General features: G+C 60.7%; 19 protein-coding genes. 5 read left to right on the top strand and 14 right to left on the bottom strand.

Translation table 11 applies throughout. The features are described 5' to 3' along the window. Positions 1–54: 54 nt before the first annotated feature. On the bottom strand, positions 55–1,533 hold the full coding sequence (locus HA399_RS09250) for a malonyl-CoA decarboxylase (protein ID WP_404326944.1): 1,479 nt from the start codon (positions 1,531–1,533) through the stop codon (positions 55–57). A gap of 375 nt (positions 1,534–1,908) precedes the next feature. Between HA399_RS09250 and HA399_RS09245 the strand changes: the two genes are divergently transcribed. The 3 genes from HA399_RS09245 (at position 1,909) to HA399_RS09235 (ending at position 4,232) form a co-directional block, all read left to right on the top strand. Continuing rightward, complete coding sequence (locus HA399_RS09245) at positions 1,909–2,574, top strand: GntR family transcriptional regulator (protein WP_404324748.1); 666 nt, start codon at positions 1,909–1,911, stop codon at positions 2,572–2,574. Positions 2,575–2,679: 105 nt separating this feature from the next. After that, complete coding sequence (locus tag HA399_RS09240) at positions 2,680–3,717, top strand: hypothetical protein (protein WP_404324747.1); 1,038 nt, start codon at positions 2,680–2,682, stop codon at positions 3,715–3,717. After that, positions 3,714–4,232 (top strand): hypothetical protein, encoded by a 519-nt coding sequence (locus HA399_RS09235; protein WP_404324746.1) that lies wholly within the window; start codon positions 3,714–3,716, stop codon positions 4,230–4,232. Before HA399_RS09240 ends, HA399_RS09235 begins: the two co-directional genes overlap by 4 nt. 324 nt (positions 4,233–4,556) lie before the next feature. On the opposite strand, the gene HA399_RS09230 is transcribed toward HA399_RS09235, so the two are convergent. From HA399_RS09230 to HA399_RS09195, 8 genes are all read right to left on the bottom strand, one after another. Further along, a complete protein-coding gene (locus HA399_RS09230; RefSeq protein ID WP_107336525.1) occupies positions 4,557–4,784 on the bottom strand; it encodes a glutaredoxin family protein in 228 nt (75 codons plus the stop codon). A gap of 140 nt (positions 4,785–4,924) precedes the next feature. Then, positions 4,925–6,634 carry a GMC oxidoreductase gene (locus tag HA399_RS09225; protein WP_404324745.1) on the bottom strand — a complete coding sequence of 570 codons (1,710 nt, stop codon included), beginning with the start codon at positions 6,632–6,634 and terminating at the stop codon, positions 4,925–4,927. 110 nt (positions 6,635–6,744) lie between these two features. Next, complete coding sequence (rihA, locus tag HA399_RS09220) at positions 6,745–7,686, bottom strand: pyrimidine-specific ribonucleoside hydrolase RihA (protein ID WP_404324744.1); 942 nt, start codon at positions 7,684–7,686, stop codon at positions 6,745–6,747. Positions 7,687–7,825: 139 nt separating this feature from the next. After that, positions 7,826–8,479: a DsbA family oxidoreductase gene (locus HA399_RS09215; protein WP_286989455.1), complete on the bottom strand. Its 654-nt coding sequence runs from the start codon at positions 8,477–8,479 to the stop codon at positions 7,826–7,828. Between the two features lie 252 nt (positions 8,480–8,731). Next, complete coding sequence (gene mmuM, locus HA399_RS09210) at positions 8,732–9,748, bottom strand: homocysteine S-methyltransferase (RefSeq protein ID WP_303568090.1); 1,017 nt, start codon at positions 9,746–9,748, stop codon at positions 8,732–8,734. After that, entirely contained in the window at positions 9,738–11,162 is a 1,425-nt protein-coding gene (locus HA399_RS09205) for an amino acid permease (protein WP_404324743.1), read from the bottom strand. The genes mmuM and HA399_RS09205 overlap by 11 nt, the downstream gene beginning before the upstream one ends. 457 nt (positions 11,163–11,619) lie before the next feature. Beyond that, positions 11,620–12,891 carry a 4-aminobutyrate--2-oxoglutarate transaminase gene (gene gabT / locus HA399_RS09200; RefSeq protein ID WP_404324742.1) on the bottom strand — a complete coding sequence of 424 codons (1,272 nt, stop codon included), beginning with the start codon at positions 12,889–12,891 and terminating at the stop codon, positions 11,620–11,622. Positions 12,892–13,000: 109 nt separating this feature from the next. Next, complete coding sequence (locus HA399_RS09195; RefSeq protein WP_213114896.1) at positions 13,001–14,494, bottom strand: NAD-dependent succinate-semialdehyde dehydrogenase; 1,494 nt, start codon at positions 14,492–14,494, stop codon at positions 13,001–13,003. 282 nt (positions 14,495–14,776) lie between these two features. Between HA399_RS09195 and HA399_RS09190 the strand changes: the two genes are divergently transcribed. After that, positions 14,777–16,318, top strand: a complete 1,542-nt coding sequence (locus HA399_RS09190; RefSeq protein WP_404324741.1) for a PLP-dependent aminotransferase family protein — start codon at positions 14,777–14,779, stop codon at positions 16,316–16,318. Positions 16,319–16,370: 52 nt separating this feature from the next. On the opposite strand, the gene HA399_RS09185 is transcribed toward HA399_RS09190, so the two are convergent. The 3 genes from HA399_RS09185 to HA399_RS09175 form a co-directional block, all read right to left on the bottom strand. Next, a complete protein-coding gene (locus HA399_RS09185) occupies positions 16,371–17,456 on the bottom strand; it encodes a hypothetical protein (protein WP_404324740.1) in 1,086 nt (361 codons plus the stop codon). A 213-nt stretch (positions 17,457–17,669) separates the two neighbouring features. Next, on the bottom strand, positions 17,670–18,692 hold the full coding sequence (locus HA399_RS09180) for a patatin-like phospholipase family protein (protein WP_404324739.1): 1,023 nt from the start codon (positions 18,690–18,692) through the stop codon (positions 17,670–17,672). A 366-nt stretch (positions 18,693–19,058) separates the two neighbouring features. Then, on the bottom strand, positions 19,059–20,966 hold the full coding sequence (locus HA399_RS09175) for a TonB-dependent receptor domain-containing protein (protein WP_404324738.1): 1,908 nt from the start codon (positions 20,964–20,966) through the stop codon (positions 19,059–19,061). Positions 20,967–21,195: 229 nt separating this feature from the next. Between HA399_RS09175 and HA399_RS09170 the strand changes: the two genes are divergently transcribed. After that, positions 21,196–22,230: an MBL fold metallo-hydrolase gene (locus HA399_RS09170; RefSeq protein WP_404324737.1), complete on the top strand. Its 1,035-nt coding sequence runs from the start codon at positions 21,196–21,198 to the stop codon at positions 22,228–22,230. Positions 22,231–22,351: 121 nt separating this feature from the next. On the opposite strand, the gene HA399_RS09165 is transcribed toward HA399_RS09170, so the two are convergent. Beyond that, complete coding sequence (locus tag HA399_RS09165) at positions 22,352–23,206, bottom strand: SDR family oxidoreductase (RefSeq protein WP_404324736.1); 855 nt, start codon at positions 23,204–23,206, stop codon at positions 22,352–22,354. Positions 23,207–23,406: 200 nt separating this feature from the next. Continuing rightward, positions 23,407–23,760 carry a hypothetical protein gene (locus HA399_RS09160; protein ID WP_248378081.1) on the bottom strand — a complete coding sequence of 118 codons (354 nt, stop codon included), beginning with the start codon at positions 23,758–23,760 and terminating at the stop codon, positions 23,407–23,409. Between the last annotated feature and the right edge of the window lie 315 nt (positions 23,761–24,075).

Raw genomic sequence — 24,075 nt, 5'->3', positions numbered from 1 at the left:
GGCGGCGTGCCTGGCGGGCGAAGCATTTTTCGAGCGGCTTATTCTTTGAGCGGCTCATTCTTCCAAAGACTCAGGCGCTTGCTTGCTGTCATTGGCATCAGCAGCCGACTTTGGCGCGGGCGGCTGTTCGGCTGTTTTGGGTGACAGGTGCGAACTGGACAGGGAATCGGTTTCCTTTTTAGTTTCGCGCCTGGGGGCCTTGGCCAGTTCCTTGTTGGCTTTCGATTCCTTCTTGACCTCGCTGCTGCACACCACGCTGTCGTTGCGGCTGAAGGCCTCGTGGTTCTGCTCGATGCGGTGCGGCTCATAGAGGTAATTCACCATCAGGCCGTGAGCCTGCTGTCGGCCATTGGGCGAGGTGTCGCCTGGCCAGTTGAGGCGATGCAGGCTGGCACCGTTGCCGAGGTGGAAGCGGGCAACCGGGTCCATCGGCTGGCCGCTGCGATGCTTGACGTTGACCAGATAGTGGGCGGCGAGGGCACGCAGCTCCGGCGCCATCTTCTGCTGGGCCTCCTCGTCATTCATCCAGTCATCGTGCTGCAGGTGATGGGCCAGCAGATCGGAGACTTCCAGGCCTTCCTCGTCACGTGCACGTTCGAGCCACTGACTGAAACCGGGCACCGGCGAGAGGGTGACGAAGCGGCTGAGATTGGGCAGTTCGCGTTGCAGCTCCTGCACCACCTGCTTGATCAGGAAGTTGCCGAACGAGATGCCTTTCAGGCCCTTCTGGCAATTGCTGATGCTGTAGAAGACGGCGGTATCCGCCTCGCGCTCGGTGGTCTGACCGCTGTTGGCGAGCAGATGCTGGATGTTGTTGGGCACGCCCTTGCACAGCGCCACCTCGACGAAGATCAGCGGCTCATCGCCGATGGCCGGGTGGAAGAAGGCGTAGCAGCGGCGGTCTTCGGGGTCGAGGCGCCCGCGCAGGTCGCTCCAGTCCTGGATGGCATGCACCGCCTCATAGCGGATGATCTTCTCCAGTACCGCCGCGGGGGTGTTCCAGTCGATGGCCTCCAGCATCAGGAAGCCGCGATTGAACCAGGAGGCGAACAGGTGCGCGAAGTCGGCATCCAGCGGTTTCAGCTCCGGGTGCTGCTTGATCAGCTTGAGCAGGTCGGCGCGCATGCGCACGATTTCATAGGTGCCGCCGGGGCACAGATTCAGACGGCGCAGCAGCGATTGGCGCCTGGGTTCGCTGGCGGCGAACAGCGTGCTCAGGTTGGCGTTGTCCGGGGATTCACGATAGGCCGCGTAGGCGGCGTGAATGCGTGCTTCATCGGCGGCGTAGTGCTCGGCCAGCACATGGAAGAAGGCGAGGCGCTGCTCGTGGTCCAGCTGCTGATAATCCTCCAGCGCCCGCTGGGCCATCATGATGCGCGAGGCTTCACCGCTGCTCTCGGTGAGGTTGTGGCAGCTCTCGGTCAGACGGGCGAGGGCGGTGCCTTCATTGCCGGCGCCAGGCGAAAGGCCGACCTGCTGGCGGGCACGCTGGCCGACATGGGTCAGCAGATCCTGCAGAAAACTCAGATTGATGTTCATGGCGGTCTTCCTCAAGGCGCGAGACGCGAAGCTGTGATGATGGATTCATATCCATTGCTCAGTATGGCGTCTGAGGAATGAATATTTGGCTTCGTCTTGTTGTATACAACAGATAGGCGTCTGGTGTGTTAGCGTCAAGTCCTGGCATGCCAGACACGACTAAAGTCAGTTTCCTGCGCGGCCACTTCCCCTGTTCAATGAAGGCAAGGGGACGAGGCAGCGACTGGCCTCATGGCCGGTTGGCATGTCTGTGAGGGGATTGAGGTGGAGGTCGGCAGGAATTGGCGCCATCGTCACCGCAACATGGCCGCAATGCATCAGCACCAGTGCTCAGCATCAGTGCTCAGCATCAGTAAAAGGACGCCGCAGATGATCAAGATGTCCCACACCCAGCGCCTTCGCGATCTGCTCGAAGATGCCATCGTCGAAGGGCGCTTCCCGCCGGGGACCAAGCTCGATCCCGAGGCCCTGGGGCGCGAGTACCAATGCTCACGCACGCCAATCCGCGAGGCGCTGCAGCAGTTGGCCGCCTCCGGCATGGTGAAGGTGGTGCCCAAGCGCGGCACCTTCGTGACGCAGCTGGGGGTCTCGGAGTTGGTGGAACGCTTTGAAGTCATGGCAGAACTGGAAGCCATGTGCGGTCGACTCGCCGCGCGGCGCATCACCACGCAGGAGCTTTCTGAACTCAAGGACGCCCACGCCGCCTGCCGTGAACGCCTGGAAGCCGACGACGCCAATGGTTACTACTACGAGAACGGCCTCTTTCATCACTGCCTCTACCGCGCCAGCCACAACGCCTTCCTCACCGAAGAAGCCACGCGCCTGCACGCCATTCTCAAGCCTTACCGTCGCCTGCAACTTCACGTCCGCTACCGCATGCACAGCTCCTACGCTGAACACGAAGCCATCGTCGCCGCCATTGAAGCCGGCGACGCCGCTGCTGCAGAACAGGCACTGAAGGATCACGTTCATATCCAGGGGGAGAGGTTTACTGATCTAGTGGCGAATATTGAGAGGTTGCATGAGGTTGGGTAGCAGCATTTTGTACTGGAGATATGATCTATTGTGCTCATGGCTATAGACGTTAAGGCTAAATTATAGGAACATTATGCTTTATAATATTTATATCGTGAGTTCTTCATGCAACCAGAACAAGCTAACATTGTGTTTTATTCTATGACCCAGGCTGGCTTATATAAGCATGGTCAAGATAAGCCTATTTTTGGTAATTTAACTGAGATTTTAGAAGATTTGTTTGGATGGGTCTCTGGTAAGGCTCTTGCTCAGACTGCTACATATCAAGTTTCATCGGATAGTGAATTAAATCCTTCCTGTCTTTTTGATATATCAAAAAAGCCAGATTCTTTTTTGATTACTATTTGGAACGAATCTCCCTCGACAAAAGGTCGCGTAGCTTCCGTGGACCCTAGTTCAAATGTGGGGTCTGTCAAGGTCAGTATGAATAAGCTAACATCCGGTACTATTCCAGGCTATGCTACTTATTTTTGGTTTATTCCCTCGCTAGATGTTTTTGCTTGTATTCGTTTTCAGCATACTAATATAGCTCGGAAAACCATGTGTAAATATGTTGAGAGTTTTATTGATCCATTTTCTAGATATGTTGCTTTTGCCAAAGTGCCTAAGAAAGGATATAATGTGGTTAAGTATACCGATGGTAGCAGTAGTTACGATAAGCTATCATCGAGGTTCAGGGCTACTATTTTGAGAAAGCAGGGTAATATAGACTACATTTTGAATAATTATAGCAAAATCGAGAAAATAATTAGGAAGACGAGTATAAAAATGAATAACAAGCCTGATAAGAAACTATTTGATACTCTTGTTAAAGGCATACAGCGTGTTAAAGGGATTAATTATGTCCAGCCTGTTAGTTATGTTAATATAAACTACGAACTTCCTATCAGTATGCCTAAATCTGATTTAGAAGACATTATTGACGATTGGAAAAGTACCGGCAACTCACTTTCCAATGAGTGGGATGATTATGGTTTCAAAATCAAAGGCGAGATGGATAAGACATATTGGTTAAGTAATTCACTAGCTAAAACTACTCTCGATCTTAACGTTATTAGGCAAAATGATGAAATAGTTGATTCAGCTAGCCTTATCGAAGCGCTTGAGGCTAATAGGGATGCTATATTGAAGGTCGCGCAGTGATTATCCTTGTTAGGATTTGCTCATTTTTGTTTTTAATAGGTGGTGCTTGCCTAGGTTGGCTTTATGGGCATAATGTATCTTTTGCAGAACAGTGGCCACTATTTGAAGCCTTGCGAAATACAGCTGCAATAATATTTGCAGTTGTAGGAGCATGGTTTGCTATTATATATCCAGAAAGAATGAAAGGAGTGTTAAGTAGTTCGCCATCGATACAGGCTAGTACTAGTAAGGGGCTAGGTAAGTTGTTTTCTCCTATTGTACACTCTACAGTCATTTTATGTATTATATTGCTAATAGGGGTATTGGCTCCCTTGATCAAAGGTATGGATTTTGTTGTCGTCCACAAGCTTGTTTTTAGGAAAATTTCATACTCACTCCTATGTTTGTTAACTTTGTGGCAAATATGGACTGTACTCGTTACATTAGTGCCAGCTTTAATTCTTAAAGAGGCTTCAGATCGCCAAGAGCTTGATGAAGAGAACGATGAAGCTTATGGTAGTAATAAAAATCTCTAAAATTAAGTTGCTTATACACTAACGTTGATAGGGGATACTTGCACTCCATGTGCGCTGTAAGTATCTCTTTGTTTATGGTAATCTATGTAAGCTTAAATTTAGTAAGATTATTCATACAGTTCAACATCGCTGTATCATTTAATTTATATGATTGGTTCGAGGTGTAGTGTTATATAGGGCGTCAGTAGCAGTGCCTTGCTATGTAAAGCAATAAGAGAGTGCGTCTTTCTTTCTATGAGCTCGTTTTATATTCTTCCTGTACTGACAGATCTTTGGGGTAGAGAGAAATATCAATAAGAAATTATGTTGCTAAGATCACCCAACTCAACCCTTGTACAACTGATTAAAGCCTTTGACGCTGAACCCCTTCAGGAATTGATCGCCAATCTTCAGGACCGGCACGCTGCGAAAGCCTGTCTTGGCGAATTCCTTCTGTCCCGCAGGGGATCTGACGTCCACCAGGCGGAAGCCGATCTTCTGCTGCTCCAGATACTGCTTGGCTGTCTTGCAGTGCGGGCAGTTTGCCATGGTGAAGAGTGACACCCGTTTCATTGCTGTGCTCCCGTGTTGATCGGTCCCGCGCGTTGTACGCATCTAGCCTGAGTTGCTGGCGGGCAATGATACCAGCCGTCGTTCTCTCTCTACACCAGCACTTCCTGCACCAGCACTTTCAAAACTGGGCGTTATGAAGATCAGCCCTTGCGCGGGATATGGCTCATCGCATGTTCTGCCAGTGCCGTGATGGTCAGGCTGGGATTGACGCCCAGGTTGGCAGCGAGCATCGAGCTGTCACAGATCAGCATGTTGCGGTAATGGAAGACGCGATTTTGCCCATCGCAGACGCCGTCCTCGGGGGAGGCCGCCATGGCTGCGCCGCCCATGCAGTGCGCCGTGGTCGGGATGTTGAAGAGTATCTCGGGGATGCTGCTGCCGGGGATGGCGCCGATGGCCTCTGCGCCACGCGTGACGAAGTCATTCGCCTCGGGGATGAAGGTCGGGATGCGCTTGCCCTCGGTGACCAGCGCCTTGCGCAGCGGCCAGTACCACAGGCGTTTGAGCTGCATGTTGAGGTGGCCATCCGCCGTCTGCATGCACAGAAAGATGATCGTCTCCTTCGAGAAGCCCCACGGCAGCTGGAATTTCAGCGCGCGGCGCGGATTGGCCGCCACCACCTTTGCCATGGCCTTGAGCCACGAGAAGGGGCGAGACCAGCCGGGCTTGCCCCTGGCCATCGCGGTGAACAGCAGCCCCATGAAATCGGAGCCCGCCGGATAGCGCGTGGCTTCGATATGGGTGTGCTCATCGATATGAATGCCGGAGCCGATGGCGATGCCCTTGGACATGTCATCGTGACTGTCCGGTATGCGACAGCTGATCAATGACTCCGCATTGGTGCGCACCCGCTTGCCCAGCGCGTTCGAGATGTTCGGCAATGAACCCTTGTCCCTGAGGTGGAACAGCAACTCCTGGCTGCCGAGCGACGAGCCGGAAAAGACGATGGACTGACAGGTGACGCGGCGCTTGCCCAGCCCAAGATAGAGGCCGGCGAAGGTGGAGGGCACCGTCGTCACCGCATAGCCATCGGCCCCATCCGCCTTGCCATTGAGCGGCACGACATCGATCACCTTGGTCTCGGCGTGCACCTTGGCACCGTGCTTCTCGGCCAGATACAGATAGTTCTTGTCGAGGCTGTTCTTGGCGCCATGCCGGCAGCCCATCATGCAGCCACCGCAGCCGATGCAGCTGTGTCTTTCAGGGCCTTCGCCAGCGAAGTAGGGGTCAGCATGCGCGCTACCGGCGGCTGGCGTGGCGCTTTCTCCCTCGGGGCCGAAGAAGATGCCGACCTCGGTGGGGTACCAGGTGTCTTCGCAGCCGGCGACTTGCGCCATGCGTTTCAGGTGGTGATCGGCTGGCGCGATGATCTGATTGGTCGTCACGCCGAGCATCTGCTTCGCCGTGGCGTAGTGCGCCGGCATCACCGCATGCCAGTCATTGAGCCCCGCCCACTGGCCGTTGTCCCACACCCTGTCGGGCGGCACCAGCAGCGTCTGCGCATAGGTGATGGAGCCGCCACCCACCGCGTTGCCATGCAGCACGATGACATGGCGGAAAAAGCTCATGGTGAAGAAGCCGCGCAGGCCCAGCATCGGCCGCCACAGCCAGCGACTCAGCCGCCAGTTGGAGCGCGGCATGTTGTCCGGTGTCCAGCGCTTGCCCTGTTCCATGACCGCCACGCGATAGCCTTTCTCTGTCAGGCGATGCGCGCACACCGAGCCGCCAAAGCCCGAGCCCACGATGAGGTAGTCGTAGTCATGCTCGTGCTTATGGCCGTGCTTATGCTCGTGCTTATGGGCGTGTGTCTGCTGCGCGGTGTCATTGGCATGGCGATCGGTGTCTGACATGGCGGCTCTCTTCAGGGAAGCGCTGCTCTCAGCAGGAAAGACCCCTTCGCACGGCGCTGGCTGGGCGACTGCCTCAGGAATGCTGGCGAACGGGCTAGCTAGCGAGGGGGCTAGCGAGGGAAATGCTGCGCCAGCTGCCGGACAATCAGGTCGACGAAGCCCTGGCGGTCGATATCGAACAGCACCCTGGCGTTGTGCGGCTTGCCGGTGAGCTGATAGCGGTCCACCACCGTCATGCCCTGGGTGTGCTCGCCCTGTGTCTCGACGCCGACCCAGCACGCTACCGTGGTGAACAGCTCAGGCGCCAGAAGCCAGGCGATGGTGCAGGGATCATGCAACGGCGCGCCGTTGAAGCCCCACTTCGGATCGCGATGGTAGATCATGAAGAAGTCGAGCAGCTCCGCGACACACTGGGCGACGGGATTGTCGATGGCGCGGATGCGCTCGATGTCCTCATCCATGATCTGCGCCTGATGGGTGACATCCAGCCCGCACATCACGATGGGCAGGCCGGACTTGAACACCATGTCGGCGGCTTCGGGGTCGACGAAGATGTTGAACTCGGCGGCGGGCGTCCAGTTGCCGACACCGGCCGCGCCGCCCATCAGCACGATGCTGTCGATGCGCGGGTGCAGCTCAGGGTAGGCTGAGAGAAACAGCGCGATGTTGGTCAGCGGGCCGGAGGGTACCAGCGTGACCTTCTGCTCACAGGCGCGGACCTTCTCGGCCATCAGCTCGATGGCGCTCTGGGTGACGGGGGCAAAGCCGGGCTCTGGCAGTTCAGGGCCATCCAGGCCACTTTCGCCATGCACGTTGTCGGCGATGATCAGCTCGCGCGCCAATGGCTTGGGCGCACCGCCCGCCACCGGGATATCGTGGCGGCCCAGCAGGGTGAGCACCCGCAGCGCGTTGTTGAGTGTCTTGTCGGGCGTCTGATTGCCGGCGCTGGTGGTGACGGCCAGGACATCGAGCGCGTCTGAGCTCAGGGCCAGAATCAGCGAGATGGCATCGTCGTGACCGGGATCGCAATCGAGAATGATGGGGCGCGGCATGCAGCAGTCCTTGTCGTGAGTCGTCTTGTTGTCGTGGCTTGCCTCTATAAGCTTTTCCTTTATGCCTGAACGCAAAACGACACGCCATCCTTGCGAAGGGCGTGTCGTCTGTCAGGGCAATCGGGTAATGCGGGGCGGATCAACCCGCCTGCTGGGCACGTGCCTCATTGAGCATCTGCACCAGCACGTCCACCGGCTGCGCGCCGGGCACGTAGTACTGGCCGACGATGGTGCTGGGCACCGACTGGATACCGGCGTTGCGCAGTGCCTCCTGCTGGGCGGCGACTTCCTGTTCGCCCGCGTCGGAATCAAGGAAGGCCAGCGCCTGCTCGATGCTCAGATCGTCATCGTGCTGGCTTGCGATCTCGGCCAGTACCTGCCGGTCACCCACGTCCTTGCCATCGTGGAAGTAGGCAGTGAACAGGGCTTCCAGCAGCGGGCGCTCCGCCAGGCCCCTGGATTGCTGGCGCCAGACGATGCGCTGGGCATCGGTGGAGTTGGGCGTGCGCTCCATCAGGGCATGGCGGAAGGTGACGCCACTCTGCGCGCCGGCCTGGGCCACCTGGGCATCCAGTTCCGCGCCGCGCTCGACACTGCCGAACTTCTGCGCGCGGTAGTCGGCCCGCAGCATGCCTTCACGCGGCACCCACGGATTGAGCTGGAAGGGCAGGTAGTTCACGCGCACCTCATCCTTGAAGTCGAGTTGCGCGATGGCGTCATCGAGATGGCGCTTGCCGATCCAGCACCAGGGGCAGACCACGTCGTAGGCGACCTGGATATCGAGCTGTGACATGGGGATTCTCCTGCTGATCTCTCAAGCGCTCTTCACTACAGCGTGAAGGCCACCGTGAGAGCACGTCGAAAAGTGTACGTCCAAACAAGCACGTCGAAATGATTTTGAGCAATCGCTCATCAGTGTCCTGCCATCCTAGAGATTCTGGGCGTGGGACGCTACCGAAAACGCCCTGACCGATCATGTGACATGACCGGACAGGGCGTTCGTGCTCAGCGCTGCGTATTCACTGCACCGAGCTCAGCACCTCAATCAACTCAGCGCCTTGCGCAGATCCGCCAGGGCGCGGATGTCGTCCGGGCCGGTGCGGCAGCAGCCACCGATGGCCGTGGCGCCGGCGGCCAGCCAGCGCGGTGTCCAGCCGGCGAGGTCATGGTCGTGGTCATAGCCATGTTCAGAGCCATGCTCAGAGCCGTGGCCATCAGCATCTGAGACGGCGCAGGCGGCAGACCAGGTCTTGGTGACCGGATCATAGACCTCACCGGAGTTCGGGTAGATGACGATGTCCTTGTCCGTCTCGCCGCGAATCTCGCGCACCAGCGATTCGATGTGCTCGAGCGCGGTGCAGTTGACGCCGATGGCGACCACCTGCTCGCAGTCGGCGATGGCGCGCACGGCGTCACGGATCGGCGTGCCGTCGCTCAATTCGGTGGCATTGCGCGCGCTGAAGGCGATCCAGGCACGCGCCGTCGGGAAGTCATCGCGCAGCAGGTCACACACGGCCAGTGCTTCCTCGGCGCAGGGCAGCGTCTCGACGGCGAGCACGTCCGGCTTGGCATCGAGCAGCGTGGCGAGGCGGGCACGGTGGAAGTCGCGCAGGCCGGCGCGGTCCAGCGCGTAGCCGCCACGGTATTCGCTGCCGTCGGCGAGCCAGGCGCCATAGGGGCCGACGGAGGCCGCGACCAGCGGCGGGCAGTCCAGACGCTCCGGGTGCGCGGCCAGATAGTCGCTGCGGGCCTGCGCCGCCAGGGTCACGGAGCGCTGGATCAGCGCGCTGGCCTGGGTCTCGCTCAGGCTGCGTGCCATCAGGCCTTCAAGCGTTGCCTGGTAGCTGGCCGTGGTGGCGACATCGGCACCGGCCTCGAAGTAGGCGCGGTGGACATCTACGATCGCCTGCGGATCATCGGCGAGCACCTTGGCCGACCACAGCGAGTCGTTGAGATCGAACCCGGCACGCTCAAGCTCGGTGGCCAGGGCGCCATCGACGATCATGAAGGGCTGGCGCGCGGTGATGGCGCTCAGCGGATTGCGGGTGGCATCAGCGGGCATCGAGGGCCTCCTGCGGGGTCGGGTTTACAGATTTCGCGGCGTCACCAGATGTGCGATGGGTCAGATAGTGCACCAGATAGCACAGCGCCACGAAGGGCACTCCGAAGTAGAGCGCGATGCGCTGGTTGGGATCGAAGGCGATACCGATGCAGGCCAGCGCGCAGAACAGGAAGGCGGCAATCGGCACGACGGGATACAGCGGCGCGCGGTAGGTCAGCTCGCTGGCGCTATGGCCGGCCTTCAGCCACTGGCGGCGGAAGCTGAACTGGCTGGCGGCGATCGCCATCCACACCAGCACCACGGCAAGTCCGGAAATCGACACCAGCGCCAGATAGAGGGTGTCCTCGGCATACACGCTGGAGAGCAGCGACAGCAGGCCGCCGAGCATGGTGATCAGCAGTGCGGGCACCGGAATGCCGCGCTGGTTGACGCGACTGAATACGCGCGGCAGCGTCTTCTGGTCCGCCAGGGTCCACAGCATGCGCGAGGCGGCGTAGAGGCCGGAATTGGCCGCCGACAGCAGCGCGGTGATGATCACGAAGTTCATGATATCCGCCGCGTAGGGAATGCCGGTGAGCTGGAAGACCGCCACGAAGGGGCTTTCCTTGAGGCCGGCGCTGTCCTGCGGCAACAGGGCGGCGATGACGATGATGGTGCCGATGAAGAAGATGATCAGGCGCCACAGGGTCGCGCGGATCGCCAGGGGCACGTTCTTCTCGGGATTCTCGCTTTCGCCGGCGGCGATGCCGATCAGCTCGGTGCCGGAGAAGGCGAAGCTGACGGCCAGCAGCGTCATCAGAATCGGCATCACGCCGTGATCGAACACGCCTTCCTGCAGGATGCGCGTGACGCCCGGCGCCTCGACGTTACCCGCCAGGGGGGTGAAGCCGAACATGGCGGCGGCGCCCACCGCGATGAACACGATCACCGCGGCGACCTTGATCAGCGACAGCCAGAATTCGGATTCGGCGAAGAAGCGCGCCGAGACGATGTTCATGCCGAACACGATCAGCGAGAAGATGCCGCACCAGACCCATGGCTCGACACCGGGGAACCAGCGCCCCATGAACACGGCGGAGGCGGTGAATTCCGACCCCAGCGCCACGGCCCAGGTCAGCCAGTAGAGCCAGGCCACGGTATAGCCGGTGGCAGGGCCAAGATAGCGGGTGGCGTGGGCGCTGAAGGCGCCGGGTTCCGGGTGATGCACGGCCAGTTCGCCGAGGCACATCATCACCAGATAGACCACCAGGCCGCCGATCAGATAGGCGAGTACCGCACCCGCCGGGCCCGCCTGCTGGATGGTATAGCCGGAGCTGAGAAACAGGCCGGTGCCGATGACACCGCCCAGTGACAACATCACCAGATGGCGCTGCTGCATGCTGCGTTTGAAGTCGGTGGCGTTGCTGTCAGACATGGTGGGTGTCACTCGTGGAGCTGATGATCTGACTGGCGATCAGAGCTTGCCCGCGCAGGCAACGCTCGTACAGGCAGGGCGGATGGATGGACACATGTGGCATGGCAGAAACCGGCTGGAGGTGGGAGGGAAACAGGCCGGATATGATAAATGAGCGATAAAGTCTATCCCAACGAATCATCAAGCCGATTGGCTATATATTTAGATGGGCAACTAACGGTGAAGTGCGCGATTGGTGGTTGAAGAACCCCGCAGTGGCAGGGCTTGGCGTGATAATTCGCCTCACGCCTTGAAACGGCGTCTCGGCGCATATCGTCAGTCTTTTCACAATGATGTCACCGCCTTTTCTCGTGTCATGTTGTGCGATGGCAGGTTGCAGAAAACGCAAAACGGCCACCCGTAGGTGGCCGCTGTTTTTCTGCATGCCTGCGCTAGACGTTCTGCGCCAGGCAAGCGATCAGGCGAGGCTTTCCAGCGCCTGCTCGATGATGGCAAGACCTTCCTCGAGCACTTCCGGCTCGACGGTCAGCGGCACCAGGATACGGATGGTGTTGGAGTAGAAGCCACACGACAGCAGGATCAGCCCCAGCTCCTTGGCCTTGGCACACACGGCCGCCGTCGCGGCGGGATCCGGCTTGCCATCAGCGTCCACCAGCTCGAAGGCGGCCATTGAGCCCTGGTTGCGCGGGTGAGCGACATGCGCGAAGCGCTCTTCCCACTTGGCGAAACGCGCGGCCAGCAGCTCGCCCATCTGGGTGCTGCGCTCGAGGATGTTCTCTTCACGGATGACGTCGATGACGGCCAGCGCCGCGGCGCAGGACAGGGCGTTGCCGCCGTAGGTGCCGCCCAGTGAGCCCGGGCCGGAGGCATCCATCACCTCGGCGGTACCGACCACTGCAGACAGCGGCATGCCGTTGGCCAGACTCTTGGCCATGGTCATGATGTCGGCTTCGACACCGCTGTGCTCCATCGCGAACAGCTTGCCGGTACGCGCGAAGCCAGACTGCACTTCATCGGCGATCAGCAGGATGCCGTGCTCATCACACAGCTCACGCAGCGCGGTCAGGAAGCTCGGCGAGGCGATGTAGAAGCCGCCTTCGCCCTGCACCGGCTCCAGAATGATGGCAGCGGTGCGGCTGGCCGGGATGTCGGTCTTGAACAGGGTGCGGATGGCGTTCAGGGACTGCTCTTCGCTGATGCCGTGCTTCTCGTTCGGGTAGGGAGCGCGGTAGACGTCACCCGGCATCGGGCCGAAATCGCCCTTGTACGGTACGACCTTGCCGGTGAGGGCCATGGTCATCATGGTGCGGCCGTGGAAGGCGCCGTCGAAGGTGATGACGCCGCTGCGGCCAGTGGCGGCACGCGCGATCTTGATGGCGTTCTCGACCGCTTCCGCGCCGGAGTTCATCAGCAGTGCCTTGCGCTCGGGGCCACGCACCGGCGTCAGTTCACACAGCTTCTGGCTCAGTTCGACGTACAGCGGGTGGGACATCACGCCAGCGGCGGTGTGCATCAGCTTGTCGAGCTGCGCCTTGACGGCGGCGACGATCTTCGGGTGACGGTGACCCAGGTTGAGCACGCCGATACCACCGGCGAAGTCGATCCAGCGGGTGCCATCCGCGTCCCAGATTTCCGCGTTCAGTGCGGTGTCGGCAGACTGCGGAGTCGCGGTGGCGGCACCACGTGCAACGTACTTCTTCTTGAGAGTTTCGAGTTGAGCGTTGTTCATCTTGTTCTCCGTACGGATTTCATCGGCCTGCACTGTGCACGCCTGTCACTGTTCGGGGCCCGCACGCCGTGGCGTGCGGGGATCTTGTCGAGAGTTGCCGTGCCGCGCCTCAGAGGCCGCCGATGCAGACGTACTTGAGCTCGGTGAACTCTTCCAGACCGTGGTGTGAGCCTTCGCGACCCAGACCGGATTCCTTGATGCCACCGAAGGGCGCGAGTTCGGTGGAGATCAGGCCTTCGTTGACGCCGACCATGCCGTATTCCAGCGCTTCCAGCGTGTGCCAGATGCGGCGGTAATCGTTGGCGTAGAAATAGGCGGCCAGCCCGAACGGGGTGTCGTTGGCCATCGCGATGGCTTCCTCGTCCTTGCCAAAGCGGAACACCGGCGCCAGCGGGCCGAAGGTTTCTTCATCCGCGACGACCATGTCGGTAGTGACATCGGCCAGCACGGTCGGCTCGAAGAAGCTGTGACCGAGAGCGTGCTTCTTGCCGCCGGTGACCAGGCGCGCGCCCTTGCTGACGGCATCATCGACGTGGCTCTGTACCTTGTTGACCGCTGCATCGTTGATCAGCGGGCCGATGGTGTTGCCTTCGACCAGGCCATCACCGACCTGCATGCTCTCGACACGTGCCGCGAGCTTCTCGACGAAGGCGTCGTAGACACCGTCCTGGACGAGGAAGCGGTTGGTACACACGCAGGTCTGGCCGGCGTTGCGGAACTTGGAGGCGATGGCGCCATCGACGGCCGCATCCAGGTCAGCATCATCGAAGACGATGAAGGGTGCGTTGCCGCCCAGCTCCATCGCGGTCTTCTTGACCGTGGAGGCACACTGCGCCATCAACGTCTTGCCCACCGGTGTGGAGCCGGTGAAGGACACCTTGCGGATGCGCGGGTCGGTGGTCAGCACTTCCCCGATGGCGATCGGCTTCATGGCGGTGACGACACTGATCAGGCCCTTGGGCAGGCCGGCTTCCAGCGCCAGGTCCGCCAATGCCAGTGCGGTCAGCGGCGTGGCTTCGGCCGGCTTGATGACCACGGCACAACCTGCGGCGATCGCCGGGGCGCACTTGCGGGTGATCATCGCCAGCGGGAAGTTCCACGGCGTGATCGCGGCCACCACACCGATCGGCTCGCGCAGCACCATCAGGCGCTTGTCGGCGCCGTGGGACGGCAGGGTCTCACCGGCCATGCGCTTGGCTTCTTCGGCGAAGAATTCGATGAAGGAGGCACCGTAGGTCACCTCGCCACGCGACTCCGCCATCGGCTTGCCCTGTTCCAGCGTCATCAGCTGGGCGAGGTCTTCACGGTGCGCCAGCACCAGATCGAACCAGCGACGCAGCAGCGCGGAACGCTCCTTCACCGGCACCTTCTTCCAGGCGTTGCCGGCGATCTCGGCTGCGGCGACGGCGTCACGGGTGTCATCGGCGCTGACCTCGGCGACACGCGCAAGCTGCTCGCCGGTGGCCGGATTGGTCACGTTGAAGGTGGTGCCGGTCTCGCGGTGCTCGGTACCGATGAGCGCCGGGACGAAGACGTCGCTGCTGGTTTCCGAGTTGACGTAGCGCTTCAGGAAGTCGCTGATCGGGAGGGCGGAACGGGACATGTGAAGCTCCTGCTGCTGGCGATGGTCGTGGGACACGAATACGAGGCTGCGGGGTTGGTTGCGCTACCCGCCTGACTGATGAAACACACGCTACCAGCGCCATGCCCGATGGCGAATAGACCAATTTGGCGTTTGACTGGACCAATCGGCAGGGGCTGCGGATAATCAGGGCTGAATGGGCGTTGCGCGCCGCCCCTCAGGCGGGTGGCTGAAGAGGGATGGACGACCTCGGGAAGCTGCGTGACAGCACTACGACAACGGCAACGACAACGGGAGACCGCGATGGAACTGGCCGCGCTGGAGCCGCTGATCGAATGTTATCGCCGCCAGTCCGAGACGTTGGGCAAGCAGGTACGGCTGGAGCAGGCGTTGCTCGAGGTGATTCGTGAGCAATGGCCGCTGGGCGCGCGGCTGCCGCCGCACCGCAAGCTGTGTGAGGCGCTGGGGGTGGCGCGCAATACGCTGGCGTTGGCGATCAAGTCGCTGATCGAGGAGGGCTATCTGCACACCGGCCAGGGGCAGGGCACCTGGACGCGTCGCCCGCATGCGCGCAGGACAAGCGCGGGGTCGGGGGAGTTCGGGGCGGCGGAGTTAGGGCCGGGTGAATCAGGGGCGATCGCGGCGGGGGCAGCACCGGCACCGCTGCCGTTGTCGGCTCGGGCCCGCAAGGTGCTGGGCGGGCAAGGGGCGAGTCTGATCCAGAGTGGTGCCTTCGTGCCGGGCATTCCGGACATCGCGCGCTTTCCGATGCGCAAGTGGCGTCAGCTGTATGCCAGCGTGACGGTACCGCACAACGCGCTGCTGCTGTCCTACTCCAGCGGCGGCTATGGCCCGCTCAAGCGTGAGATCCGCGATTTTCTGCGTCGTTGGCGCAATATCGATTGCGATACCCAGCAGATCATCATCACCGAGGGCACCCACCACGGCATCGAGCTGTGCGCGCTGGCGCTGGCGGATGCCGGGCAGCGGGTGGTGATGGAGTCGCCCTGTTATTGGGGCGCGCGCAATGTCTTTCTGGCCGCAGGCCTCGAGACCCGCCAGATTCCCTGGCGGCCGGTGAGCGATACGACGAGTGATACGACAAGTGAGGCAGGACACGATCTCACCTCGCTTGGCGACGGGCCGGTGCAGATCGCCTACTTTACCGGTTCGCACCACTATCCGCTGAGTGTGCCCACCTCGCGGCGTGACAAGCAGAGACTGTGCGAGGCCTGTCAGCCCGCCTATATCCTCGAGGATGATTACGAGTTCAGCGGTGATGATCACGGCGAGCTGCTGTTTGATCCCGATTCCGGCAATCGCCTGCTGGTGGGATCGTTCTCCAAGCTGATGTTCCCCGGGCTGCGGCTGGGCTATCTGGTGGTACCGCGCGCACTGGCCGGGCCGATGAACCGCCTGCGCAGCGAGGTGTTCCGCGAGGGGCGCATGCTGGATCAGGCGGTGCTGGCACAGTTCATCGCCGATGGTGATCTGGACGCCTGGTATCAGCGCATCCAGCGCGATTATCTCGGCCGGCAGCAGGTGGTGCACGACCAGCTGTGTCAGGTGAAGGGCGTGATCAGCGTCTCGCCGCCGTCGCGCGGCATCAGCCTGTGCGTGCAGTTCGCCCCCGAGATCGATGACCAGCGCGTCGCGCAGCTGATGGTCAAGGAGCATCTGATCGTGCGGCCACTGAGCATGGTCTGCAGCAGCGAGGACTCGCGGCGCGGGCTGGTGCTGGGGGTCGGCATGCTGGCGGGCGAGAGTCTGGTCAGTGAGGTGGCGCGCCTGAGGCGCACGCTGGAGAGCATCCTGAGCATGCGGGATATTCGCCGCCACAACTGAAAACGCCTCCGCCGGACAGGCGAAGGCGCGGTATCGACACTGAATGCGTGCGTTATTTTGCCTGCTGCATGCGCTCGGTGAGCTTGCGGAATTCCTCGCGCATGGCGCTGTTCTCGAAGCTGGTGGCGACCGGTACCTGCAGGCCGGCCAAGGTGTCGAAGGTCTTGACGCCCTGGCGGATCAGGTCGGCGACGTGGGCGCTGAGCTTGACGGTGCGATAGGTATTGGTCGCCACCGCAAGCTCGCGCTGGCTCTTGGTCAGAGAGGTCGTGACGCGGTCACGCTGCTCGGACACCAGCGAGCGATACAGGTTGATCGTCTTGAGCGTCAGCGCATTGGCGCGGATGTTGTTCTCCAGACTCTCGCGTGACCCGCCTTGCTTGATCAGCGTGCGAGCTTCACGCGTGGTGGCCTCGGCTTCGTCGGCGAAGCCTTGCAGTTGCGGCAATACCTCGTCATTCACGCGCGTGATGAAGTCCTGCTGCATGGTCACGATCATGCGGTGAAGCATGACGACCATGCCGTAATAACGGCGCGCGTAGTCGAGGTTCTCGCCGCTGTCGCGGGTCAGCTCGGCGAGCTGCTGGGCCACCGACTTGATGCTGGCGAACACGACACTCATGGTCAGCACATCATCGCCGACCACCGAGGATAGCCACACCTGCACCTGGTCCGGCGTCAGGGTGATGCCGATCTCCTCGAGTCGCGCGGCCAGCTTGCCTTCCAGCGTGGTCAGCTCGCCCTGGTAGGCGGCGATGTTCTTCTCATGCGCGGCGATCAGCAGATCATAATCGCCGCGCGTGCTGGCGGTGAATTCGCGCAGGGTATCGGTGGGCGTGAGGCGCGTCAGCGTCGAGACATCGGTGTCCGGCGCGAGGATGCGCTTTTCCTTCAACTCGGAAATCTCGCCGCGCGATTCGCGAATCTTGTCCTCGACCTGGCGATAGGTGCTGCGCAGTGTCGAGAGTTGTGGCATGTCGAGGGCCTGCATGGCCTCCTCGATCATCTCGTCCATATCGCTGCGCGCAGACGCTTGATCGCGGCTGATCCAGGCCTCTTCTGGCAAGGTGTCCATTTCATCGAAATAGCTGACCGCCTTCTTCAGGGTGGCGAAGGCTTCCGGCTGGTCAAAGCGCATATCATCGTCTGACTGCGCTGTAGTGGGTACGAGAATCGCCAGAGATAAAGTGAGAGTTACCAGCATTCGCCATGTTGAGGTGGCGGGGCGAATGCGAGTGTCTTGCGGTGTGCCATGTGTCATTAAATAAACTCGGGTCAGCGTGAAGCACGGCAGCGCAGAGTAGCAAAATCGCTGACAGACGTCTCCGAGTGCAATGTGTGAAAGGTTTGGTCAGTGCGGTTGATAGGCTTGTGGCCGGCCGGTGAGAGGGTCGATGCGATCCAGCGACGGGCCTTGGTAGCGGTCGGTGATCAGGGCCACCACGGCGTCACCGTATTGCTCGAACCAGAAATCGCCCATGGCCTTCAGATGCTTGATGTTGGTGGTGCTGATGTCGTCCATCGCGTCATCAGGCGCCTTGAGCATGCCGGGCTGTTGGCGCATCTCGGCGTTGACGCGGATGTAGCTGCCTGGCGGCGAGATGGTGATGGCTTGATAGCCGACCACCTTCTCATCTGAGAGCACGTCGATCAGGCTGCCTTCCAGTACCCACTGCACTGCGCCCCAGTGCTGGGAATCCGGGCCATTGATCTTGCGCGTGCGTGTTCCGGTGCCGATCGACAGCACGCGACGTGGCTCATGCGGCCACAGGCGACAGGCTTCGGCGATGGCGCACATGGTGGGGTTGTTGGCGATGACGCCGCCATCGATCAGCCAGGTCTGCTCGTTGTCCGGCCCAAGCTTCATGTCACGGGTCGGGAAGTAGGTGGGCGCCGCGCTGGAGGCGTCCGCGACCTGCCAGGCCAGCAGCTTGTGATGCTCGCGCTTGCTCGACTTCAAGACATGCGGGCGGCGTCGCTCGATGCCGTAGGTGACGACAAGCACCTGCTTGCCAGCGGGGACATCCCTGAGCTTGGCCTGGCCGAGATGCTTCTTGAGCATCGTGCTCTTGCCCTTGGCCTCGTACTTGGGCGCATTGATGCCATCGAGTTCGAACCAGCCGCGGTTGTCGGCGAAGATCTGCCTGGCGCTGGTCGCGCTGTAGAGCCCGCTTATGTCCTCGAGGCTCATGTTGGTGGTCGCCAGCGCCAGCGCGATCAGACTGCCGGTACTGGTGCCCGCATAGAAATCGACCCGCTCACGCAGGCTGGTCTGGTGGTCATTTCTGAGTGTCGCGTCGACACGCATCAGAAACTGCGCGGTGGCCGCCCCGCGTATGCCGCCGCCATCCAGTGAAAGAATCAGCTTGGACATGCTTGCCTCCTGCAGAGCGGGTAACGCTCAGTCCTGTCCACGGCAACGCCTGTGGCTGCTACCAGAATAGCGAGGCCACTGGCTTTCAGCCGACTGAAATGACTGATGCGGACAAACAGCAGGGCCTGATACTGGCAGGGAGAGCAGAGGTGACAGGCCAGCGAGGCACTGAAGACGAGACAAAGGGGGAAGGCGGAAAGAGAAGAGAAAAGAGGAGAGAAAAGAAGATAGAAAAGAGGAGAGAAAAGAGGAGAGAGGGGAGCAGGAGAGAAGAGAGGCGTGGCGAGGAAAGCCGCGATTACCTCCCATGCAGCGGGCTGATCGCTCACTGCATGGGAGGCAAGCCGTTGGCAGCCGGAGTCGGTGTTAGAGGGTGTAGTCGACGCCGACCCACAGGCGGCGGCCATCTTCCACGTAGCCGAAGTCATCGTAGCGCACGCGCTTGTCGAACAGGTTGTAGAGGCCGGCGCTCAACGTCAGCAGAGTGGTGGCATCGAAGCTGACGCCGGTATCGACGATCGTGTAGGACGGCGCGATGACGGTACGACTGGTGACACCGGTGGCGGGCTGAGTCTCTTCGCCACGCCAGTCGACTCGTGTCCAGTGATTGAGGCGATGGTTGAGCTGCCAGTCCAGCTGAGCCGTGGCCTGGTGGCGGGGAATCTGGGTCAGCGGTTGGCCCTTGTTCTCGCCACTGGTCTGCTCGGAATCGGTATAGGTGTAGCTGAGTGCCAGCGCGAGGTCGTGACGCAGCTCCTGATTGAGACTCAGCTCGACGCCCTGGGTGACGGCACTGTCGACGTTGTTGTACCAGCGCGCATCATCCGCGGCGCCGGCGCAGGCGCCATCCGGGCACAGTTCGGTGACGATCTTGTCATCGAAGTCGCTGCGGAACAGGGTCACGCCCGCCTGGGTGCCTCTGGCATTGTCATACAGCAGGCCGATCTCGCGGCTCAGAGAGGTCTCGGCTTCCAGATCCGGATTGCCGTAGATATCGCCGCCGCGACTGTCCTGTACCCAGTTGTCGGCGACCTGACGCAGACTCGGCGCCTTGTAACCGGTCGCCACGCCCGTCTTGAGCGTCCAGCTGTCGGCCAGTTGATAGACGCTGTAAAGACGCGGTGACAGGTGGCTGCCGTAGTTCTCGTCTTCATCCAGACGCACGCCGCCGGTCAGCGCCCAGCCGTCGGTCAGCAGCCATTCGTCCTCGGCGAACAGTGACCAGCGGCTGTTGCGGATCTCGTTGATCTCGCTCAGAGCGTTGGTGTCGTTGTCCTCGAGGTGCTCCTCCTCGAAGCTCACGCCCAGGGTGGTCAGGTGATCGCCCAGCGGAATCAGCACGTTGCTGCTCGCCTTGGTATTGCTCAGCGTGATGTCACGGCTATCGTTGCGTGACGTCTCGTACTGGACGTAGGAATTGGTGCTGGCGCTGGCCCAGTCACCCTGATGGCTCAGGCTGAAGCGGCGAGTATCCCAATCACGATCACTGTCCTGGCCCTGACTGCGGTCTTCCTCGGTCTGGCGATTCTGGTCATGGTAGGCGAATTCGGCCTCGATGCGCTGGTTGTCGTCCGGCGTGAGGCTGAGCTTGGTGTCGAGGTCCTGACGCTTGCGCTGTGGGTAGCCGCGCGTGATGTCATCTTCCTGGCGCGTGGTCTGTCCGGCGCTGACGCTCAGGCCCAGCAACCCATCGATGAGCGGGCCCGAGGTGCGAATGCGGCTCTGGCGTTCATGTCCCGACACGCTGTGCTGGGGGATGAAGGTGTCATAGTGCAGATTGGTGACCCATTCCTCCTGCGTCTTGCGGGTGATGATGTTGATGACCCCGCCGATGGCATCGGAGCCATAACGCGTCGACATCGGGCCACGTACCACCTCGATACGCTCGATCGCTTCCAGTGGCGGCAGCCAATCCTGCTCGAAGCCACCACTGCCGCTCGGTCGCGTATCACGGCTGTCGATCGGGCGGCCATCCACCAGAATCAGCGTGTATTCACCGGGCATGCCGCGAATGCTGATGTCCTTGGAGTATCCGCCGCTGGATACCGTCACGCCGGGCAAGCCGCGCAGCGCATCGGTGAGGTCGCTGTAATGACGGCCCTCAAGGCTCTCGCGCGTGATCACGCTCATCGAGGCCGGGGCATCCTTGACCATCTGATCATGCCCGGACGCGGTGACGACGATGTCTTCCAGCTGGTCGGAGGCATGGCTCGGGAGTACCACCAGAGAGGGGAGCGCCGCCAGGGCCAACAAGACGGCTGAGCGTGAGGCCATGGGGCGGTGAGGTGCAGGAGGGTGCGCTGGCATCGATTGAAGTTCCCGAGATTATCGTTATGTTTGTGCATCATTCGTGCACTTTTTGAATGATAATGCTTTGCATTGGCGAAGTGCAACGCACTGTTGCGAAAATGTGACGTTGGTGACAATCTTCGACGCTGAATCCATTCATCTTGGTGAGATAGGGCTATCTATGGGGAATTCTCGGCTAGTAACGGCAGGACTCTTGGCAGGGTTGATCGGCCTGCCGCTGTCAGGTGTCGCCTTGGCCAGCGCGGCATCGCAGCCAGCTGATGCTCCTGCTGCGGCGATGTCGCCGCTTGCGACCCAGCTTGCCCAACGGGGGTTGGCGGCGGGTGCGGGGTATCCCGGCCTGCACAGCCTGTGTAGCCTCGAGGCACCCCTGGTTGACGCGGGCAAGCGCCACCGACACTCCGAGGACGAAACAGCCAAGCCCAGACCCAGATCGAAGCCCTCCGCTGACAAGCGCAAGTCGCTGGGGCCGCACAGGGTATTCGACAATCTCTACTTCGTCGGCAATGGCCAGGTGTCGAGCTGGGCCTTGACCACCTCCGAGGGCATCATTCTCATCGATGCGATGAACACTCCGAATCAGGCCGAGACCATCATCGCGCCAGGCATGCGCGAGCTGGGTCTGGACCCTGCCGATATTCGCTATCTGGTGATTACCCATGGCCATGGCGACCATTACGGCGGCCAGTCCTGGATCGTGGAGCAGTATGCGCCCGAGGTGATCATGACCCAGATCGATTGGGACATGCTGGATGACCCCGAGCAGCGCATCGACAACCCGCGCTGGGGAGAGCCGCCAGAGCGGGACCATCAGGTCATCGACGATGAGAGGCTGACGCTGGGTGACACCACGCTCGGCATGTACATCACGCCCGGCCATACCCCCGGCACGCTGTCGCTGGTGTTCCCGGTCAAGGATGGCGATGAAGTGCATCACGCCGTGTTGTGGGGCGGCACTGGTTTCAACTTCGGGCCGGATGAGGCCAGATTGCGTGGCTATTCTGCCTCGGCGTCACGCATGCATCAGATCGCGCAGCAAGCCGGCGTAGACGTCTTCCTGTCCAATCACCCCAAGCGTGACGGCACACCCGGACGAATCGCGGCGCTTGAGACTCGCAAGCCAGGCGAAGCGCATCCCTTCGTGACCGGAGGCCAGGCGTTGGGCGCGCTGGATCTGCTCAGTGACTGCACGTTGGCCCAGGCCGAGCGCCTGCGCGCCGCACGCTGAGTCATCCTGCGGACATTGCGCGCGACAAACGAAACAGGCCGCCCAAGATGGGGCGGCCTGTTTCGTGTCGAGCATGTCGCATCACACTCGGCTTGCTCAGGTGTGTGTTGAAGGTCTGCGATCAGGTGTTGAGCACGACGCCGCCATTGAGGTGAATCGTCTGGCCTGTCATGTAGCTTGAGTCTTCGCTGGCCAGATAGACGTAGGCCGGGCCCATTTCGCTTGGCTGGCCGGGGCGTTCCATCGGTACCTGTTGGCCGAAGTTGGCGACCTTCTCATCCTCGAAGCTGGCGGGGATCAAGGGGGTCCACACCGGGCCGGGCGCGACGGCATTGACGCGAATGCCGCGGTCCATCAGCGTGCCGGACAGTGAACGTACCAGCCCCTGGATGGCGCCCTTGGTGGCGCTGTAATCGATCAGGCTGTCATTGCCCTTGAAGGCGTTGACGGACGAGGTGGCGATGATGGAATCGCCTTTGGAGAGGTGCGGCACGGCGGCCTTGATCATGTAGAAGTGACTGAACAGATTGGTCTTGAAGGTACGCTCGATCTGCTCGTCATCGATCTCGGTCACGTCATCCCAGTCGTACTGCTCAGCGGCATTGTTGACCAGAATATTGAGCTGTCCGAATTCTTCCATCGCGCCCTCGACGACCTTGCGGCAGAAGGCCGGGTCGCCGATATCCCCTGCGATGCGGCGTCCGCGTCTGCCTTCGGCTTCGATCAGACGGATGGTCTCCTGGGCATCGACTTCTTCACTGCCTAGGTGCGTGATCAGACAATCGGCACCCTCGCGTGCGAAGTGCACGGCGGCGGCGCGACCGATACCGCTGTCACCACCGGTGATGACTGCCACCTTGCCCAGCAGTTTGCTGCTGCCGCGATAGCTCTCGCGGATGTACTCGGGCTTGGGGTCCATGCGATGTTCATCGCCCGGTTGATGGTTCTGATGCTGTGGGGGCTGTTGCTGAGTCATGCCGTCACCTCCGGTTCGTTGATCGTGAATGCGCTGCTGCGCGTTCAGACGCTGAACGTCTCCCCACAGATCTGTGGACGATCGTTGAGGATTAAACCCCCTGAATCATGATTTTCTTGTTTAGCGATATAAAAACGCCCAGCCCCGTGTGAACGGAGCTGGGCGTCAGAATGTCTCGTCATCGGCAAGCCTGACGGTTGTCAGGAGGCGATATCCTCATGCTTGTCATGCATGGTGGCTGGCGTACTGGCGCCCGCTGCCATGGTCTGTGCGAGCGGAACACGCGGCTCGCTTTCCTCGGTCTGTTCTATTCCGTGCAGGCTCGGCAGATTGGCAGGATCATGCCCGGGACCGGTTTCGAGGCTGGGCAATGCCTTGCGAATGATGCTGGCGCACAGGGCACGGTGTGCATGCAGTGTCAGACCTTCCCGTTCGAGGAATTGCAGCAGCCGAGTGGCTGAGACCAACGCCACGATGGGATGGAGATCGCGAAAGTGTTCCTCGACCTGGCTGGCACTGATCGTCGCGAGTCGCTCCGGGTGGGTATGCGGCATCGAAATATCCTCTTTTCGGGTTCCGATGAGTCGGAATCTTGAGTGCTTCTTCAGGTGTCACGCTGCCTCGACGGCGGTGGGGCTTGCCCATCTGCCGGCGTGACCGTTGCGCTTTCCTTGGCGCAGCGGTCATTGCTCTTGAGGTGACAGTTCGTACTGAGAGTGTTCGTGCTGAGAGTCTTTGCTTTACGACGGTGTTGCGTTCTTCAAAAGCTAGTATTAGAGAATTCGCGAATATCTTCCAGCCTTGATGCGCGCATGCTCTCATTTTTATCGTGCTTTCGCGAAACTTCATGCCTTCGCGCAGGCGGATAC

Origin of the sequence: Cobetia sp. UIB-001, from assembly GCF_044789135.1 — a bacterium.
Lineage (GTDB): Bacteria > Pseudomonadota > Gammaproteobacteria > Pseudomonadales > Halomonadaceae > Cobetia > Cobetia amphilecti.
The sequence above is the reverse complement of the archived record's forward strand: the minus strand, read 5'-3'. Positions and strand labels throughout refer to the sequence as shown.